General features: G+C 68.7%; 13 protein-coding genes and 1 riboswitch. Of the genes, 6 read left to right on the forward strand and 7 right to left on the reverse strand.

Annotated elements, in window-relative coordinates; genetic code table 11:
• The first annotated feature begins 61 nt into the window (after window positions 1-61).
• From VG502_RS00725 to acnA, 4 genes are all read left to right on the forward strand, one after another.
• A complete protein-coding gene (locus VG502_RS00725) occupies window positions 62-2065 on the forward strand; it encodes an APC family permease (RefSeq protein ID WP_325547764.1) in 2004 nt (667 codons plus the stop codon).
• A gap of 49 nt (window positions 2066-2114) precedes the next feature.
• Window positions 2115-3410, forward strand: a complete 1296-nt coding sequence (locus VG502_RS00730; protein ID WP_325547766.1) for a class I SAM-dependent RNA methyltransferase — start codon at window positions 2115-2117, stop codon at window positions 3408-3410.
• A gap of 81 nt (window positions 3411-3491) precedes the next feature.
• Complete coding sequence (locus VG502_RS00735; protein WP_325547767.1) at window positions 3492-4304, forward strand: LLM class flavin-dependent oxidoreductase; 813 nt, start codon at window positions 3492-3494, stop codon at window positions 4302-4304.
• Between the two features lie 133 nt (window positions 4305-4437).
• Window positions 4438-7116 (forward strand): aconitate hydratase AcnA, encoded by a 2679-nt coding sequence (gene acnA / locus VG502_RS00740; RefSeq protein WP_325547769.1) that lies wholly within the window; start codon window positions 4438-4440, stop codon window positions 7114-7116.
• Between the two features lie 70 nt (window positions 7117-7186).
• On the opposite strand, the gene VG502_RS00745 is transcribed toward acnA, so the two are convergent.
• From VG502_RS00745 to VG502_RS00760, 4 genes are read right to left on the reverse strand one after another with little or no spacing between them, the layout of a single operon-like run.
• On the reverse strand, window positions 7187-8230 hold the full coding sequence (locus VG502_RS00745; RefSeq protein ID WP_325547771.1) for an alcohol dehydrogenase catalytic domain-containing protein: 1044 nt from the start codon (window positions 8228-8230) through the stop codon (window positions 7187-7189).
• Complete coding sequence (locus tag VG502_RS00750; protein WP_325547773.1) at window positions 8227-9543, reverse strand: four-carbon acid sugar kinase family protein; 1317 nt, start codon at window positions 9541-9543, stop codon at window positions 8227-8229. Before VG502_RS00750 ends, VG502_RS00745 begins: the two co-directional genes overlap by 4 nt.
• Window position 9544: 1 nt before the next feature.
• Window positions 9545-10828, reverse strand: a complete 1284-nt coding sequence (locus VG502_RS00755) for a RuBisCO large subunit C-terminal-like domain-containing protein (protein WP_325547775.1) — start codon at window positions 10826-10828, stop codon at window positions 9545-9547.
• An 8-nt stretch (window positions 10829-10836) separates the two neighbouring features.
• Complete coding sequence (locus VG502_RS00760) at window positions 10837-11841, reverse strand: 2-keto-3-deoxygluconate permease (protein WP_325547777.1); 1005 nt, start codon at window positions 11839-11841, stop codon at window positions 10837-10839.
• A gap of 257 nt (window positions 11842-12098) precedes the next feature.
• On the opposite strand from VG502_RS00760, the gene VG502_RS00765 reads away from it, so the two are divergent.
• Both VG502_RS00765 and VG502_RS00770 read left to right on the forward strand, forming a co-directional pair.
• Window positions 12099-12869: a DeoR/GlpR family DNA-binding transcription regulator gene (locus tag VG502_RS00765; protein WP_325547779.1), complete on the forward strand. Its 771-nt coding sequence runs from the start codon at window positions 12099-12101 to the stop codon at window positions 12867-12869.
• A 113-nt stretch (window positions 12870-12982) separates the two neighbouring features.
• A complete protein-coding gene (locus tag VG502_RS00770) occupies window positions 12983-14335 on the forward strand; it encodes a C39 family peptidase (RefSeq protein ID WP_325547780.1) in 1353 nt (450 codons plus the stop codon).
• 104 nt (window positions 14336-14439) lie between these two features.
• On the opposite strand, the gene VG502_RS00775 is transcribed toward VG502_RS00770, so the two are convergent.
• From VG502_RS00775 to VG502_RS00785, 3 genes are all read right to left on the reverse strand, one after another.
• Complete coding sequence (locus VG502_RS00775) at window positions 14440-15126, reverse strand: energy-coupling factor transporter transmembrane component T family protein (protein ID WP_325547819.1); 687 nt, start codon at window positions 15124-15126, stop codon at window positions 14440-14442.
• A gap of 8 nt (window positions 15127-15134) precedes the next feature.
• Window positions 15135-16595, reverse strand: coding sequence for an ABC transporter ATP-binding protein (locus VG502_RS00780; RefSeq protein ID WP_325547782.1), 1461 nt, complete (start codon window positions 16593-16595; stop codon window positions 15135-15137).
• A gap of 29 nt (window positions 16596-16624) precedes the next feature.
• On the reverse strand, window positions 16625-17254 hold the full coding sequence (locus VG502_RS00785; RefSeq protein WP_325547783.1) for an ECF transporter S component: 630 nt from the start codon (window positions 17252-17254) through the stop codon (window positions 16625-16627).
• Window positions 17245-17348: riboswitch (TPP riboswitch) on the reverse strand. It overlaps the preceding gene by 10 nt.
• Between the last annotated feature and the right edge of the window lie 69 nt (window positions 17349-17417).

Raw genomic sequence — 17417 nt, forward strand, 5'->3', positions numbered from 1 at the left:
CCGGTGACCAGCAGGTGGTGGATGTCCGGTTGAGTCGCGATCAGTCCTACACTCACGCGTTGTGTCTGGGACCGGTCGCGCGCTGAAGCGCATCCTCGTGGGTCGCGCGATGCGCAGCGACAAACTCGGCGAAACGCTGCTGCCGAAAAAGCTCGCGCTGCCGATCTTCGCGAGTGACGCCTTGTCGTCGGTCGCCTACGCGCCCGACGAGATCCTGCTGACCCTCGGCCTGGCCGGCGGGTCGTTCGCGTTCACCCACTCCTGGCAGATCACGCTCGGCGTCGTCTGCGTGATGGCGGTGGTCGTTGCGTCGTACCGGCAGAATGTCCACGCGTACCCGTCCGGCGGCGGCGACTACGAGGTCGCCACGACCAACCTCGGCCCGAAGGCCGGGCTGACGGTCGCCTCGGCGTTGCTGGTCGATTACACGCTCACGGTGGCGGTGTCGATCTCCTCGGGTGTGCAGAACGCCGCGTCCGCGATGCCCGGGATCCACGGCCACGAGGTGATCGTGGCCCTTTTATTGATCGTCGGACTGACGGCGATGAACCTGCGTGGCGTGCGCGAGTCGGGCAGCTTCTTCGCCATACCCGTCTATCTGTTCATGCTCGGCGTCATCGCGCTGGCGATCGTCGGCACGGTCCGCAAGCTCGCCGGTGACCTGCCGATGGCCGAGAGCGCGAAGTTCACGCTGGCGCCGCAGCCGCACATGGACACCCTCGGCCAGATCGCGCTGATCTTCCTGCTGCTGCGGGCGTTCTCCAGCGGCTGTGCGGCACTCACCGGTGTCGAGGCGATCTCCAACGGTGTGCCCGCGTTCAAGAAGCCGAAGAGCAGGAACGCCGCCACCACCCTGCTGCTGATGGGTTCGATCTCGGTCGTGATGCTGGTGTCGATCGTGACGCTGGCGAACTGGACCGGCATACACATCCAGGACCCGGACCACCCCGGCAACCTGTTGCTGCACGGCAAGCCGGTGACGGGCTACAACGAGGACACCGTGCTCGGCCAGCTGTCGCACGCGGTCTTCCACGGCTTCCCGCCCGGCATCCTCTTCCTCGCCGTCGTGACCGGTGTCATCCTCGTGCTGGCGGCCAACACGGCGTTCAACGGTTTCCCGGTGCTGGCCTCGATCCTCGCCCGCGACGGATGGCTGCCCCGGCAGCTGCACACCCGCGGCGACCGGCTCGCCTACTCCAACGGGATCCTGATCCTCGCCGGCATGGCCATGCTGCTGGTGGTCGTGTATGACGCCGAACCGACCCGCCTGATCCAGCTCTACATCGTCGGTGTGTTCGTCTCCTTCACCACCAGCCAGATCGGCATGATCCGCCACTGGAACCGCAACCTGAAGGCCGAGGACCCGCCGACCACGCCGGCCAGGATGAAGCGCGCGCGCGTCATCAATGCCATCGGTGCCGTGATGTCCGGCACCGTGCTGGCGGTCGTGTTGCTGACCAAGTTCACCCACGGCGCCGGCTACGCGGTGGCCGCGATGGTGGTGCTCTTCGCGCTGATGGTCCAGATCCGGCGTCACTACACCAACGTCAGCGAGGAACTGCGGCTCGCCGAGTCGGCCGACGACCAGTTGCTGCCGTCCCGGGTCCACGCGATCGTGCTGGTCTCCAAGGTGCACAAGCCGGCGATGCGTGCGCTGGCCTACGCGCGGGCGACCCGGCCCTCGGTGCTCGAGGCGATCACGGTCGACGTCGATCCCGAGGAGACGCGCGCCCTGCAGGAGGAGTGGGAGCGTCGCGAGATCCCCGTGACCCTGAAGATCATCTCCTCGCCATACCGCGAGATCACTCGCCCGATCATCAAGTACGTCAAGACGATTCGCCGGGACAGCCCACGTGACGTGGTGATGGTGTACATCCCGGAGTATGTCGTCGGCCGCTGGTACGAGCAGCTGCTGCACAACCAGTCCGCATTACGGTTGAAGTCGCGGCTGCTCTTCACCCCCGGTGTCCTGGTCGCCAGCGTGCCGTGGCAACTGCGTTCCAGCCAGGGTCACGAGCAGCGGTATGACGGGCCGCGGCCGGGATCCGTCCGGCGCGGACGATGACCCTGCGGATGACCCTGCGGATGACCCTGCCGACGATGAGGAACGGACGATGAGCAGAGGGAAGCGGCCGGCGTCCACGGGACGTGGCAAGCAGCAGCGGCGCCGGGCGGTGTCGCAGGGTGACTCACTCATCGGCACCGAGGTCGAGGTCGAGGTCGGCGATGTCGCGCACGGAGGACACTGCGTCGCCCGGCACGACGGCCGGGTGATCTTCCTGCGTCATGCCCTGCCCGGTGAACGCGTCGTCGCCCGTATCACCGACGGCGGCACGGCATCACGCTTCCTGCGGGCCGACGCGGTGCAGGTGCTGGATGCGTCTCCGGAACGTCGTGAGGCACCGTGTCGCTTCTCCGGTCCCGGCGGCTGCGGCGGCTGCGACTGGCAGCACACGTCGGCCGCGTTCGGCCGCGAGCTGAAGACCCGGGTCGTGCGTGAGCAGTTGCGCCGGCTCGCCGGAGTCGACTGGGACGGTGTCGTCGAGCCGGTGCCCGGCGACGAGGAGGGCCTGCGCTGGCGGACCCGTGTCGAGTTCGCGGTGTCACCGGACCGCCGGCTCGGGTTGCGCAAGCACCGCTCGCACGACGTGGTGCCGGTCGACGACTGCCTCATCGCCGTTCCGGAGATCGCCGCCACCGGGCTGCTCGACGAACCGGTCGAGCCCGGCGCCACCGGCGTCGACGTGGCCGTGGCCGCGGACCGCGAGGTCGTGGCCGTGGACCTGCCGGTGCGCGACTCCGGCGTTCCGAACGTTGTCGAGAGCGTGGCGCCGAATGGCGTTGCGGCTCGGGGCTTTCGGGTCTCGTCCCGTGGCTTCTGGCAGGTGCACCCGGGTGCTGCTTCGACGTTCGTCGCGGCAGCGTTGGATGGGTTGCAGCCGCGGCCGGGGGAGCGGGCGCTGGACCTGTATGCCGGTGTCGGCGTCTTCACCGCATTCCTGGGCGACGCGGTCGGACCGAAGGGCCGGGTGCTCGGCCTCGAGGGTGACTCCCGCGCGGTGCGTGACGCCGGCCCGAACATCGCGGGCCTCGAGCACGCGTCGCTGCGGCGCGCCGACATCGGCCGCGACAGCTGGGACGCCGTGGTCGACGAGACGCTCGGCACCGTCGACCTGGTCGTGCTGGACCCGCCGCGGTCCGGAGCCGGGCGTGCGGTGGTCCGGGACGTCCTGGCCCGCGAGCCGCGTCGGGCGGCATACATCGCATGTGACCCAGCCGCCCTGGCCCGGGACATCGCGTATGCCGCCGAGTCGGGCTACCGCGTGGTGTCGCTACGGGCGTTCGACGCCTTCCCGATGACCCACCACATCGAGTGCGTCGCGATCCTGGAGCCGAGCGTGCGCCGTTGAGGTTCGGCCGCCGGCCGATCTCAACATCCATCTCCACGCTGTGCTGATGCGCACGACGGCATACCGCCCGAAGCTGGCCGTATGACGAAACAACTACCCGACATCGACGTCATCGCCAATCCCCAGCCGGACCTGGATGTATGGCGCACCCTCCCGCGCGAGCTCGAGGCGGCCGGATTCCACGGTGTGGTCTGCCCGGACAACCCGTGGTCGGCGGACCCCTTCCAGCTGATGGCGATCGCGGCTTCGGTGACGACCACGCTGCACGTGGGAACGCACGTCCTCGCGGCGCCGCTGCGCGAACCCACCGAGGTCGCCGATCAGACCAGATCACTGGCAGCACTCAGCGGTGGCCGGTTCTGCCTCGGACTGGGAACGGGTCTGCCGATGATCCATGAGTACGCGCAGCGCGCCGGCCGTCCGGCGATGGACGGGCGCGCCGCACGATCCTGGATCGCCGCATCGGCGCGTGCGGTCCGCGCGGCGCAGTTGCCCGGGCCGGTGCCGATCACCGTCGCCGCGGGCGGTCCCAGGGCGCTGGCAGCGGCTGCCGCGGTGGCCGACGAGATCGCGCTCGCCATACGACCCACGGCGACGGCGGATGACGTGAGCCACATGGTGCAGTCCGCGAACACCGTTGCGCAGCAACATGATCGAGAGATCACCTTCGTCGTCAACCCGATCGCGGTGGGCGATCGCGTGGTGGGGTTCCACGACGGCGGCCCGTCCGTCGCCGAGCTGCGCGCAGCCGGCGCGTTCGCGCTGTTGCCCGAGCGTGCCGAGGAGATCGCCGTAACGCTGGCGTCGTGGCGCTCGGCCTTCGGCATCGCTCGCATCGTGGTGTCCGAGGAGATGAGGGACGAACTTGCCGGAGTGCTCACCCTCGATCGGTGAGAAGATCGGGGCGTGGTGCACCGGCCGGCGATGGTAAGGCGAACCTTCGCTGATCCCGTAGCGGCCGCTGTGATTAACTTATCTTGACGTCAAGATAAAGCCGTTCACGAGTGCCAGAGACGAAGGAGTCGGCGTGAGCTCAAATAGTTTCGGAGCGAAGGACACGCTCGCCGTAGGTGAGAAGTCCTATGAGATCTACCGCTTGGACAAGGTGGAGGGCAGCAAGAACCTGCCGTTCAGCCTGAAGGTCCTGCTCGAGTGCCTGCTGCGCACCGAGGACGGCGCCAACATCACCCAGGACCACATCAACGCGGTGGGCCAGTGGGACGAGACCGCGAACCCCAGCACCGAGATCCAGTTCACGCCGGCGCGCGTGATCATGCAGGACTTCACCGGTGTGCCGTGTGTCGTCGACCTGGCCACGATGCGTGAGGCTGTCAGCGCCCTCGGCGGCGACGCCAAGAAGATCAACCCGCTGGCTCCGGCCGAGATGGTCATCGACCACTCGGTCATCATCGATGTCGCAGGTCGCCCCGACGCGTTCGAGAAGAACGTCGAGATCGAGTACGGCCGTAACCGCGAGCGCTACCAGTTCCTGCGCTGGGGCCAGACCGCCTTCGACGACTTCAAGGTCGTGCCGCCGGGCACCGGCATCGTCCACCAGGTCAACATCGAGCACCTCGCGCGCGGCGTCATGACCCGCGAGAACGCCGAGGGCGTCGTGCAGGCCTACCCCGACAGCTGTGTCGGCACCGACAGCCACACCACGATGGTCAACGGCCTCGGCGTGCTCGGCTGGGGCGTCGGCGGCATCGAGGCCGAGGCCGCGATGCTCGGCCAGCCCGTGTCGATGCTCATCCCGCGCGTCGTCGGCTTCAAGCTGACCGGCGAGATTCCCTCTGGCGCAACGGCAACCGACGTCGTGCTGACCATCACCCAGCAGCTGCGCGAGCACGGCGTGGTCGGCAAGTTCGTGGAGTTCTACGGCGACGGCGTCGCCTCGGTCCCGCTGGCCAACCGCGCCACGATCGGCAACATGAGTCCCGAGTTCGGCTCCACCTGTGCGATCTTCCCGGTCGACGACGTGACGCTGGACTACCTGCGTCTCACCGGCCGCCCCGACGACCAGGTCGCCCTCGTCGAGGCCTACGCCAAGGAGCAGGGCCTCTGGCACGACCCGAGCGTCGAGCCGCGCTTCTCCGAGAAGCTCGAGCTGGACCTGTCCACCGTCGTGCCGTCGATCGCCGGTCCGAAGCGTCCGCAGGACCGCATCGTGGTCTCCGACGCCAAGCAGCAGTTCAACCTCGACATCAAGAACTACGGCGTCGAGGGTGACTACCGCGAGGCGCAGGTCACGCCCGCCGAGGGCCCGGCATACGGCCTGAAGGACGGCGCGGTCGTGATCGCCTCGATCACCAGCTGCACCAACACCTCCAACCCGTCGGTGATGATGGCGGCCGCCCTGCTGGCCAAGAACGCCGTCGAGAAGGGCCTCACGGTCCCGCCGTGGGTCAAGACGTCGATGGCCCCGGGCTCGCAGGTCGTGACCGGTTACTACGACAAGGCCGGGATGTGGCCCTACCTGGAGAAGCTCGGCTTCTACCTGGTCGGCTACGGCTGCACCACCTGCATCGGCAACTCCGGTCCGCTGGCCGACGAGATCAGCCAGGCGATCCAGGACAACGACCTCACGGCCGTGTCCGTCCTGTCGGGCAACCGCAACTTCGAGGGTCGCATCAACCCCGACGTGAAGATGAACTACCTGGCCTCCCCGCCGCTGGTCATCGCCTACGCGCTCGCGGGCACGATGAACTTCGACTTCGAGTCCGACCCGCTCGGCCAGGACCCGCAGGGCAACGACGTGTTCCTGAAGGACATCTGGCCGAACCCGGCCGATGTCGAGTCCACGATCGCCGCCTCGATGGACCGCGACATGTTCATCAAGGACTACGCCGACGTCTTCGCCGGCGACGAGCGCTGGCAGTCGCTGCCGACGCCCGAGGGCGACATCTTCGAGTGGGACACCGAGTCGACCTACGTCCGCAAGCCCCCGTACTTCGAAGGTATGGCGAAGGACCCCTCGCCCGTCGAGGACATCTCGGGTGCGCGCGTGCTGGCGAAGCTGGGCGATTCGGTCACCACCGACCACATCAGCCCGGCCGGCTCGATCAAGGGTGACAGCCCCGCGGGCAAGTACCTCTCCGAGCACGGCATCGAGCGCAAGGACTTCAACTCCTACGGCTCGCGTCGCGGTAACCACGAGGTGATGGTGCGCGGCACCTTCGCGAACATCCGGCTGCGCAACCAGCTGCTGGACGACGTCGAGGGCGGTTTCACCCGCGACTTCACCAACAACGGTGAGCAGACGACGATCTTCGACGCCGCGCAGAACTACGAGAAGGCCGGCATCCCGCTGGTCGTGCTCGCCGGCAAGGAGTACGGCACCGGAAGCTCCCGTGACTGGGCGGCCAAGGGCACCGTGCTGCTGGGCGTTCGCGCTGTCATCGCCGAGTCGTTCGAGCGGATCCACCGCTCGAACCTGATCGGCATGGGCGTGCTGCCGCTGCAGTACCCCGAGGGTCAGAACATCGAGTCGCTCGGCCTGTCCGGCACCGAGACCTTCGACTTCAGCGGGGTCACCGCGCTCAACGAGGGCAAGGACATCCCGAAGACGGTCCACGTGACCGCCACGAAGGAGGACGGCACCAAGGTCGAGTTCGACGCGGTCGTCCGCATCGACACGCCCGGTGAGGCCGACTACTACCGCAACGGCGGCATCCTGCAGTACGTGCTCCGGTCCCTGGTGGACTGAGTCCCGCCATACGAAAGAAGGTCCCGCACGCTCCGGCGTGCGGGACCTTCGTGCTCACGTGGCCGAGTGATCAGCCGAGGCCGGGGACGAGCAGGACCTTGCACGCGTCGCCGGTGAGCAGGCCGATCGCCTCGTCGACCTGGCTGAGCGGCAACCGGTGGGTGATCAGCCAGTCCAGGTCCAGACGTCCGGAGCCCAGTAGCAGCATGGTCTGCTCCCACGTCTCCCAGAGCCGCCGCCCGAAGATGCCGCGCAACGTGATGCCCTTCTTGTTGATGTGGGCGGCGATGTCGATCGGCAGTGGCCGGCTCGGATGCCCGACCGTGACGATGGTGCCATCGGTGCGGACGGCGTCGAACAGCGACGGCAGCGCGGCAGCCGCTCCCGAACACTCGAACGCGACGTCCGCGCCGCCACGGCGGCCGCTCAGGCCCCGGACGGTCTCGACGAGTGCCTCACCGGGTTCGAGGACAGTCAGGCCCAACTTCTCCGCCTGGGCTCGTCGGAACGGATTTGGTTCCACCACAACGACATACGCCGCACCCATGAGATGTGAGAGGTGTGCGACGACCAGCCCGACGGGGCCGCCGCCGCTGACGATGACGCCGCGGCCGGCAACCTCATAACCCGAGCGCTGTATGGCGTGCACGGCGACACCGGCGGATTCGAGCAGCGCGCCGGTCTCCAGTGACACCGCATCCGGCAGGGGCACGCAGATGTCCCGGGGCACGGCGACCCTCTCGGCGAACACACCGTCGATGTGCATCCCGAGAATGCGGGTGCGCTCGCAGGCATGCGCGGACCCGGTACGGCACGGGAAGCACTGGCCGCACACCAGGTGACTTTCCAGCGCGACGCGGTCACCGGGCCGGAGGTCGGTGACGCCGGCGCCGACGTCGACCACCGTCCCGGCGCCCTCGTGGCCGAGGACGGTCGGAATGTTCAGGTTGAACGCCTGCGCCGCCGGTGACCACTCGTAGCACTCCCGGTCGGTGCCGCACAGGGACGCGGCAGCGATCTCGACGACGACCTCCTGGTCGCCGGCCTTCGGCTCGGCGGCGTCCGGCGCATACGTTGCACCTCTGCCCGCGGACGTCTTGAGGACTGCTCTCATGATTCTTCTCCTGGCTGTGTGGATGGCAATTCGCCTGCAAATAGGCGCAATACGTCGGTCGGGCCGACCTGGCCGCCCTTGAGCAGCAGCCGGCACCCGGCGACCGCTGCGTCGTCGTCGGTGTGGCACACGGGGCCTGCGGTGACGAACTGCGACAGGACGCGCAGCTCGCGGACCCCCATGGCGGTGAGGGCGTGGCTGGAGGTGTCACCGCCGAGGACGGCGATGTCGCGGGTGAGGCCCCGGCGCGCCATGGTGGCCACCAGGGTGCCGAGGATCGTCCCGAGGTGGGCGGCGTCGACGGCGCCGGTCGCCGCGTAGCGCGGGTCGTCGGCACCTCGCGTGGTGTGTATGACGACACTGCGTCCGTCCGCGAGATGAGCCGACGCCTGTTGCTCGACGCCGGTGAGCAGGCCCGGTTCGGTGCCGGTGAAAAGCGCGGCGGGGAGGGCGAGCTCCGCCCAGCCGTGGTCCACCGCGTCGCCGATCTGGGCCGCGGTGGTGCTCGACGCGGATGCGCTGACCGTCAGGACCGGACCGGTGGCCTGCTGGGCTTGCGGAGCGAGCGCCGGCTGGCCGGTCGTCACCCGGGCGAGCGCCGCCATGATGCCGCCCGAGCCCACGACTGTTGCCGGAGTGGCGCCGTCCGCGAGCAGCGCACGGGCCAACTCGTCGAGTTGCTCGTTCTCGGCGGCGTCGATGACGAAGGCTGCGTGGTCCGCCGCGCGGCAGGCCTGCCATTGTTCGCCGAACGTGCCGTCCGAGAACGACGGGAGCTGGATGGCATCGACGGCCGCATCCCGCGTGAACTGCTCGGCCAGGACCCGGCGAAGGTCGGCCTCATGCATGGGCGTCGAGGGATGGCGGGACATCACCGGATGCCGGTCGAGCCGGTGGATCTGACCGCCATACACGGCGAAGTGGTTGCTGAAAGCGGTGTATCGGCCGAAGTCCGGTTGCGCGGGGGCGACCGCCACCGGCCCGTGTGCGGGCAGGGTCTCGTGCAGCAACTCGATGGCGCGCCCGATGCTGCCCCGGGTCGGTGAGCTGTCGAACGTGGAGCAGACCTTGTAGAGCAGCACGTCGGCGTCGAGGGTCGACGCGCGGCCGAGCTGGGCGCGGACCAGCTCGTCGAAAGCCGGACCACCGAGCGACCGCGATGGTCCCGCGATGCCGACGACGTCCGCATCCACCGGAAGCGGCCCATCGCCCTCTCCCACCACGAGGACCGCGTCGAGCCCGTAGCGGTGGGCTTGGGCGAGCACGTCCGAGGCCCCGGTCAGGTCGTCGGCGACGAAGGCGACATACGCCATGTCAGGCACCGCCTTCCAGCCCGTGAACCGCATGGAGCAGTGCCGGGTCACCGCCGGTGGCCGCGTCGCGGGCTGCTTGCTGTAGGGGAACGCCGTCGACCGCGGCGCGCCACGCCGTCCGCAGGCTGCGCACACCCGCCGCGGGGCCGTCCGGATGACCGGCGACGCCGCCACCGGCCAGCATCAGCAGGTCCGTCGAGCCGGTCGCCGCAAAGGTCGGCGCGGGAGTCGAGACGTTCTGACCGGACGACAACGTGGGCACCGGACCAAGGGTGTCACCGAGCGGCTCCAGCAGGCTGCGCACGTTGGCGGCGACCTCCTCGTCGCGCTCGTAGAACTTGCTGCCCAGACCGCTGACGTGCAGGTGGTCCGCGCCGGCCAGCCGCGCGAGGCGCTGCCACACGCGGTAGGACATCCCCAGCGCGGGGGAGCGCATGACGCCGGCCAGCCCGGCGCGGTGCCCGTGGATCGGCACCGCGCTGAACTCGCGCAGCCAGGCCACTGCAGGTAGTCCCATGATCGGCACGTTCAGCATCACGCACCGTCCGCCGGCCTCGACGACCTCGTCGTGGCGCCGCCGCAGACCGGCCAGGTCACCGGTGATGTTGAATGCGTACATCGTCGGGTGCCCGGTGATCTGCTCGGCGGCGCGGATCTCCTCGGTGGCCACCGCGACGCGCTTCGCCAGCGGGAGGTACGCCGGGTCGGTCATCAGTTCGTCGTCCTTGATCAGGTCGATCGACGAGCGGGCCAATTCCCTCACGGCTGTGCGGAACTCGTCCTCCGAGAGCCCAACGTTGGGCTTGACGATGGTGCCCACCATGACGCCTTCCACGCCGCCCATCAGACGCCGGGTGCCGGTGATGCCGAAGGCGGGACCGCGGTGGGCCGTGATGAAGTCCTCCGGTAGGTCGATGTCCTCCAGCCGGCAGGCGAAGAGTCCGCCGAGTTCGAAGAGGTTGCCTGCGACCGTGGTCTGCAGGGTCGCGAGGTCGGTGCCGAAGTTCTCCATCGGGAACTCGATGGTGGCAACGGCTCGGGTCACCTGATCCGGATGGGTCCGCGACGGCAGCGACGGTCCACCGCGTCCGAGCCGACGCACGTCGACCACGCGAGCCGCGTGCCGCTCCCGGATGCGGGGCGTCTCGCCGGGCACGGGAACGAATGTCCCGCTCGACTGTTCACCGGCCAGTGCTGCCGCCGCCTGTTCGGGATCGACCTCGGACTCCAGGTAGTAGGTGCAGCGTGCGACCCGCTGATCGCGCCCGGTGCGAGTGGCATTCACCGTCTCCCTCATGCCTCGGCCGGCTCTCGCAGCGCTGTCACTTCGTCCGGTGGCAGCGTGTCCTGCCCGAGGACTCGCTTCGCCCAGAAGGACGTGACGACCGGGCACAGGACGGCCGAGACGACCAGCGACGACGCGATGAGAACCGTGGCGGGGCCCGCCGCGGATGCGTAGGCGGGGTTGGCCTCCGCGACGATGGCCGGCACGACGGCCGCGTTGCCCGCTGTGGTGGCTGCGGCGAGCCCGGCGATGCCGTCCCCACCACTGAGGCGATCGGCGAGCAGCAGCACTGCGCCGCCGACGAACACCACGAAGAGGCCCAACGCGACACCGAGGAGCCCCGCCTTCCAGACGGCGGTCAGACTCAGCGTGAGACCGAGGGTCAGTCCGAGGAACGGGATCATCACCGGCACGGCAGGGGCCAGGAACCGTCGCATGTCCGGGTCGAGGTTGCCGAGCAGCATGCCCAGCGCGAGCGGCAGGATCGCACCCACCAGCGTCTGCCACGGGAAGGCCGACAGACCGGCGACGCCCAGGGTGACCATGGTCAGGAACGGCCCGGACTCCAGGCTCATGACGCTGTAGGCCCCGACATCGCGCTTGCGACCGAACTGCGCCATCAGTGACATGTAGAGGCCGCCGTTGGTGTCGTTCAGGGCCGCGACGACCGCGAGAGTGGACAGTCCGGAGAAGACCCCGCCACCGACGGGGGCTTCGCCCATCAGCCGGCCCGCGATGAACCCGATGATGATGGCGAACAGGATCTTGCTGCCCAGCAGCACGCCGCCCTTCTTGGCGATGTACGGCGTGGTCCGGACGTCGAGCGTCGCGCCCAAGCACAGGTAGAAGGCGCCGAGCAGCGCCGGCAGGCCGGTGAAGAACGCGCCGGTGAACGATCCGAAGAACTCGCCGGAGCCAGGAGCCGTCGTGTGTATGACGGCACCGACGAGCATCGGGACGAGCATCATCCCGCCCGGGATCTTCTCGATCCCTGCCTTGATGGGGACAGCCACAGTAACCTCCATAAATGTTCATATGAACATACGATGGGCAGTGAGTGTAGTCACACGGCCGGTGGAATGGTCAAGGGTTTGGACGAACAATCATGAATCAGAGTCGTATTACCGATTGGTAGCCCGGGGTAAGGGTGGCAGCTGTTAGCATCGCTGGCGTTCATTCGCACGAACAACGAGCGGATCACGGTCGGCTGCATCAGCGCTCGCGCCGGGTCCTGCAGGTCTGGACGAGGAGGGTCGGTAGCTTCATGGGCGTGGCTCAGGATGAGATCGGATCAGCGGCCGAAGTTCGGCAACGACAGATCATCGGCATGCTTCAGGCGGCCGGGAAGGTCGATGTCAACGAACTCGCGCAGCACTTCGGTGTGTCGGGTATGACGATCCGTCGAGACCTGGCGGAGCTCGACGATGCCGGGCTGGTCCATCGGGTTCACGGTGGTGCGGTGGGTCGTCGGGCTCCGGCATACGGCTCGAGGTCGTCCACGATGGCGACCGAGAAGGCGAGGATCGCTCGAGCCGTGTCGTCGGTCGTCACCGACCACGCGGCCGTCGGCATCGACACCGGCACGACCTGCGCGGCGGTCGCCGGCGAACTCGCGCACCGGAGCGACCTCACGTTGATCACCAACTCGCTGCACGCCGCGCTCGAGTTGCACGACACGGCCAGTCGGGTCATCGTCCTGGGCGGCGTCATGACACGCGAACTCAGTCTGGTCAGCTCCGGTGCGGCCCAGGAGCAGCCACAGATCCATCTCGACGTGCTGGTCCTCGGCTGTGGCGGACTGTCGGTGGACAGGGGAGTCACGTACTTCGATCCCGGCGAGGTCGAGATCCGGCGGACTCTGTGCGAGCTCGCCGACCGGGTCGTGGTCGTGGCGGACCACACGAAGTTCGACCGTAAGAAGGCGATTGCGTTGGGCGATCTCTCGGTCGTCGATGTGCTCATCACCGACCAGGAGCCGCCGGCGCATCTTGCGGAGCGGCTACGGGCCGGCGGAGCCACAATCGTCGTCGCCCCTGACTGAGTGCCGCGGCCGTCGACCGCCTGCGGAAAATTTTTGCGTGCGAACGATATCTGCGGACGTCCTTTACGCAAGACTGAGTGGATCCCGCTCACACGGCTCAAGGAGTCTGGACCATGTCTGATCGTTCCGCGTTGCTCCCCACAGTGCACCTGCCGTCGCCGACCCGGCGTCAGGTGGTGCTCGGCAGTATGGCGGCGGGCGGTGCGTTGCTCTTCGGGGCACCCGTCGCGTCCGCTGCGACGCGTGCTGCGGGCGCCGCGGCCGGCACCCGACACATCCGCTACCACCGGTTCACTGGGGCCGATGCGTGGGCGCACGGCACCGGTGCCGGAGTGCACTTCGACCAGCACGGCCTGACGATCTCCCAACCTTCCGGAACCCGCGAATTCGCCGACCCCACAGTCGAAAACGCCCCCACGAAGCTGTATGACGTCAGCGCCTGGACATCGTCCTGGCGGCGCAGCGGTTTCGGGCTGACCGAGCTGATCAGCTCCTGGAACGCCGACACCCCGAACGGCACCTGGATCGAGGTCAACGTCCGCGGTCACGCCGACGACGGCACGCTGACCGGCTGGTTCGTGCTCGGTCGCTGGTGCAGCACCGACACGGAGCAGGGTGGCGCCATACAGCGGCAGTCGCTGGATGGCCAGGGCACCGACTACGGCACGGTGTGGACCGACACGCTGCACATGTATGACGCGCACACGCTGACCGATTTCCAGCTGCGCGTGCAGTTGTTTCGGCCCAGCGGCAGCTCGCTGACACCGACGGTGCGTTTCCTCGGCGCGGTCGCCTCCGCACTGCCCGATGACGCGACCGTGCCGGTCAGTGCGTTCACCCTCGGGCGCGAGCACATCCTGGACGTGCCGACGTTCTCCCAGGAGAAGCACGTCGGCGAATACCCGCAGTGGGACAACGGGGGAGAGGCGTGGTGCTCGCCGACCTCGTCGTCGATGGTGCTGGCGTATTGGAAGAAGGGGCCGAGCAAGGCCGAATTGTCGTGGGTCGACCCGTCATACGAGGACCCGCAGGTCGACTTCGCGGCGCGCAACACCTACGACTACGTCTACGAGGGTTGCGGCAACTGGCCGTTCAACACGGCATACACCGGCAGCCGCGGGCTGGAGGGTTTCGTGACGCGATTGCGCAGCCTGGCCGAGGCCGAGCCGTTCATCGCGGCCGGTATGCCGGTCATCACCTCGGTGTCGTTCAAGAGCTCCGAGCTGGACGGCGCCGGTTATTCGACCAACGGGCACCTGATGGTGCTGGTCGGCTTCACCGCCGACGGTGACCCGGTGATGAACGACCCGGCGTCGCACCTGATCGCGGACAACAAGGAGGTCCGCGTCACCTACAAGCGCGAGCAGTTCGAGAACGTCTGGGTCCCGCACAGCGGCGGCACGGTCTACATCAACCACCCGGCGAGCCTGCCGCTGCCGCCCGCGCCGCGTGAGGCCAACTGGTGACGCCCGCGCTAGCGAGGTTCCCTCTCCGCGAATGACGGCTTCCTCGCCGAACGACGGCCGAATTGGACCGTCGCTCGCCGAAGAAGCCGTCACTCGGCACGGGGTCAGCGGGCGCGTATGGCGGCCGGCAGCGCGATGGTCACCAGCACCGCGACGATGACCGTCACGGTGTCGCGCCGCCGCCACGGTGACGGTTCTGCCCACGTGCGGCTCTGCGCTGTCGCGAAGCCACGCGCGTCCATTGCGAGCGACAGCTGGGTCGCGCCGCGCATCGCCGAGACCAGCAGGCCGAAGGTGAGCGGCCCCGTCGCTGCGACGCGCGCCAGCGGGTTGCGCGTGGGCCCGAACCCGCGGATCCGACGGGTGCGCTGCAGCTGCTCGTACGTCTCACCGAGCCGGTCGAACCGGGTGAGCGACGCGGTGAACGCACCGACGAATCGCGCTGGCATCCTTAGGTTCTGAGCTAGAGCGTCACCGAATCGCATCGGGTCGATGAACGCCGCGACGACGACTCCCGGCAGCGCCAGCACCAGGATGCGCCCGGCGGCCGTGGTGGCCACGGTGACGTCGTGGCCACCGAGCAACCAGCTGGACCACCAGAGCGAAACCGCCGCGAACCCGACGGCAACCAGGCGCCACCGCAGCGGTCGCCAGGTCGGGACGGTCGCGAGCGCGAGCACGGCATACAGCAGGACGATCGCGACGGCGGTCGCCGGGCGATCGACGAGGAACGAGCCGATGACGGCAGTGCAGCCGAACGTCAACAGTGCGAGCGGATTTGCTTGGGGCATCACGTTTTTCATCCGACGGCCTGCCCGTTCTTCAGCTGTATGACGGTGTCCGACAGCTCGACCAGCGAATGGTCGTGGGTCGCGACCGCGACGGTCGCGCCGGCATCGCGCGCGGCGAGCGCCCACCCCGTCACCGCGGCCCAGGTATGCCGGTCCTGGCCGACCGTCGGCTCGTCGAGCAGCACCACCCCGGGGCGATGCGCCAGGGCGGCCAGCACCGCCAGCCGGCGTTGCTCGCCGCCGGACAACTGGAACGGGTTGGCACCGGCCAGATGGTCCAGCCGCATCAGTGCAAGAAGCCCGTCCACGTCGACCGAGCGGCCGAGTTGCGTTGCGGTGCAGGCGACTTCGTCCCGCACAGTGGTGCGTAGGAATCCGTGCTCCGGGTTCTGCGGGACGAACCCGGCCGCCACGGCAAGGTCCTTGGAACGGCGGCGGGCGAAGGGCGGTTCAGCACCGGTGATGGCGCCGCCGGACGGCCGGAGCATGCCCGCGAACGCTGCCAGCAGCGTCGACTTGCCGGCTCCCGACGGGCCGACGAACGAGGTCAATTCCCCCGGCTGCAGTGCTGTCGTCGCCCCGTCCAGCGCGCGGTGGCTGACGTTGCCCTGCAACGACCGGACCGAGAGGTCGACCTGCAGCGATTCGGCCTGCAGCGCGCTCCCGGGACGGTCCGGTGTCACCCAACCGGGATCGACGGCGACCGGCGTCGGGTCGGGCGCGCCCGGCATCCACACACCGGCATTGAGCATCCGCGGTGTGTGTTCGGCGGTGAACGCCGACGGTGTGGTGTCGGCGACGACCTGCCCGCGCTCGAGCACCACGACGCGATCACAGTGCGGCAGCCACGGCCCGATGCGGTGCTCGACGACAACGGTCGTGGCGCCCGTCGCACGGGCGGCGTCGACCACACAGCGCCGCACCTGATCGGCGGTGTCGTCGTCGAGCATCGAGGTCGGCTCGTCCAGCAGCAACAGCCCGGGTCGTATGGCGAGCACGCCCGCAAGTGCGAGACGTTGCAGCTCGCCGCCGGAGAGTGCGGAGGTGGAGCGGCTCGCGTCATACGCCAGACCGACCTGGGAGAGGCATTCGTGCACCCGCTGCCAGATCTCGTCGCGGGGGAGTGCGAGGTTTTCCGGCCCGAAGGCGACCTCGCGCCCGATGGTCGCGGCGACCAGCGAGTCCGCCGGATTCTGCAGCAACATCCCGGACGCGGCGCTGACCTCGACCGTGCCGGTCTGCTCGCCCGGGACGGCTTCGCCGAGCAGGCCCGCCAGTGCGCGCAGCACGGTGGACTTGCCGGCTCCGCTGCCACCGGCGAGCAACACGAACTGGCCGGCGGAGAAGCTGAGGTCGAGCCCGCTGATGACCTCTTCGCGGCGTCCCAGCGGGCGCCAGCCGAAGCCGCGGAGCTCAGCGTGTGCGGCGCCTGTTCTCGTCGTGCCGCTGCCCTCGCCTCCGGGCCTCACTACGGTCGTGTCCTCGCCTCGGTCGGCACTCACACCGCGTTGCGGGCGTGATGCTCACGTCCCGCGCCGAACGCGTCCAGCACACCGGTCGCCGCGAGTGCGCGCACCAGGATCCAGCCGACGACACCGGCCAGGATCGCCCCGGAGAGCATCGTGCAGCCGAGGTAGGCGAGCTTGTAGTTCCAGGTCCACGCCGAGTAGTAGCTGTGCCACTCGTAGAAGATCTCGAACGCACCGGCCAGGGCACCGCCGAGCGCCGCGACCACGACGCCGAAGCGCTTGTAGAGGACCAGCGCGAGGACGACCTCGACGCCGAGTCCCTGCAGCAGGCCGGAGACCAGCGTGCTGGTGCCCCACTGGTTGCCGATCAGCATCTCGACGGCGGCACCGATGAGCTCGGCCGCCAGCGCGGCGCCCGGCTTGCGCACGACGAGCCCGCCCAGGACGCCGGCGATAAGCCAAGGGCCGACGAGCAGCCCGAGCAGGGGTGGAGCGGCGAACAGCGTGAGGGTGCTGATGCCGTTCCACGCCTGGGACCAGGCCCAGAAGACGACACCGGATGCGACGCCGAGCGTGGCGACGGTGACCAGATCGATGGTGCGGTAGGCGAACAGTGCGCTGACCTTGGTTCGTTCATTGGGCGCGCTGACAGTAGCCATGCTTGACTCCCTTCGCCGGTGCTAACCGGAGCAGGTTCGAGGGTCTGCGGGCGAGCCGCACTCTCAGCGCCGAAGCGCTCCCCTGTCTGTGGATGTGTGATTCCACGGTACCAGCGTCGGATCCGTGCAACCGAGGTGCGGCATACGGCGTCTTGACAGAGTG

Origin of the sequence: Flexivirga sp. (assembly GCF_035551235.1) — a bacterium.
Classification (GTDB): domain Bacteria; phylum Actinomycetota; class Actinomycetes; order Actinomycetales; family Dermatophilaceae; genus Flexivirga.

Coding starts and splice junctions, on each gene's coding strand:
- VG502_RS00730 (WP_325547766.1), top strand. CDS start 2,115: ATGAGCAGAGGGAAGCGGCCGGCGTCCACGGGACGTGGCAAGCAGCAG.
- VG502_RS00735 (WP_325547767.1), top strand. CDS start 3,492: ATGACGAAACAACTACCCGACATCGACGTCATCGCCAATCCCCAGCCG.
- VG502_RS00745 (WP_325547771.1), bottom strand. CDS start 8,230: ATGAGAGCAGTCCTCAAGACGTCCGCGGGCAGAGGTGCAACGTATGCG.
- VG502_RS00750 (WP_325547773.1), bottom strand. CDS start 9,543: ATGGCGTATGTCGCCTTCGTCGCCGACGACCTGACCGGGGCCTCGGAC.
- VG502_RS00770 (WP_325547780.1), top strand. CDS start 12,983: ATGTCTGATCGTTCCGCGTTGCTCCCCACAGTGCACCTGCCGTCGCCG.
- VG502_RS00775 (WP_325547819.1), bottom strand. CDS start 15,126: ATGCCCCAAGCAAATCCGCTCGCACTGTTGACGTTCGGCTGCACTGCC.
- VG502_RS00785 (WP_325547783.1), bottom strand. CDS start 17,254: ATGGCTACTGTCAGCGCGCCCAATGAACGAACCAAGGTCAGCGCACTG.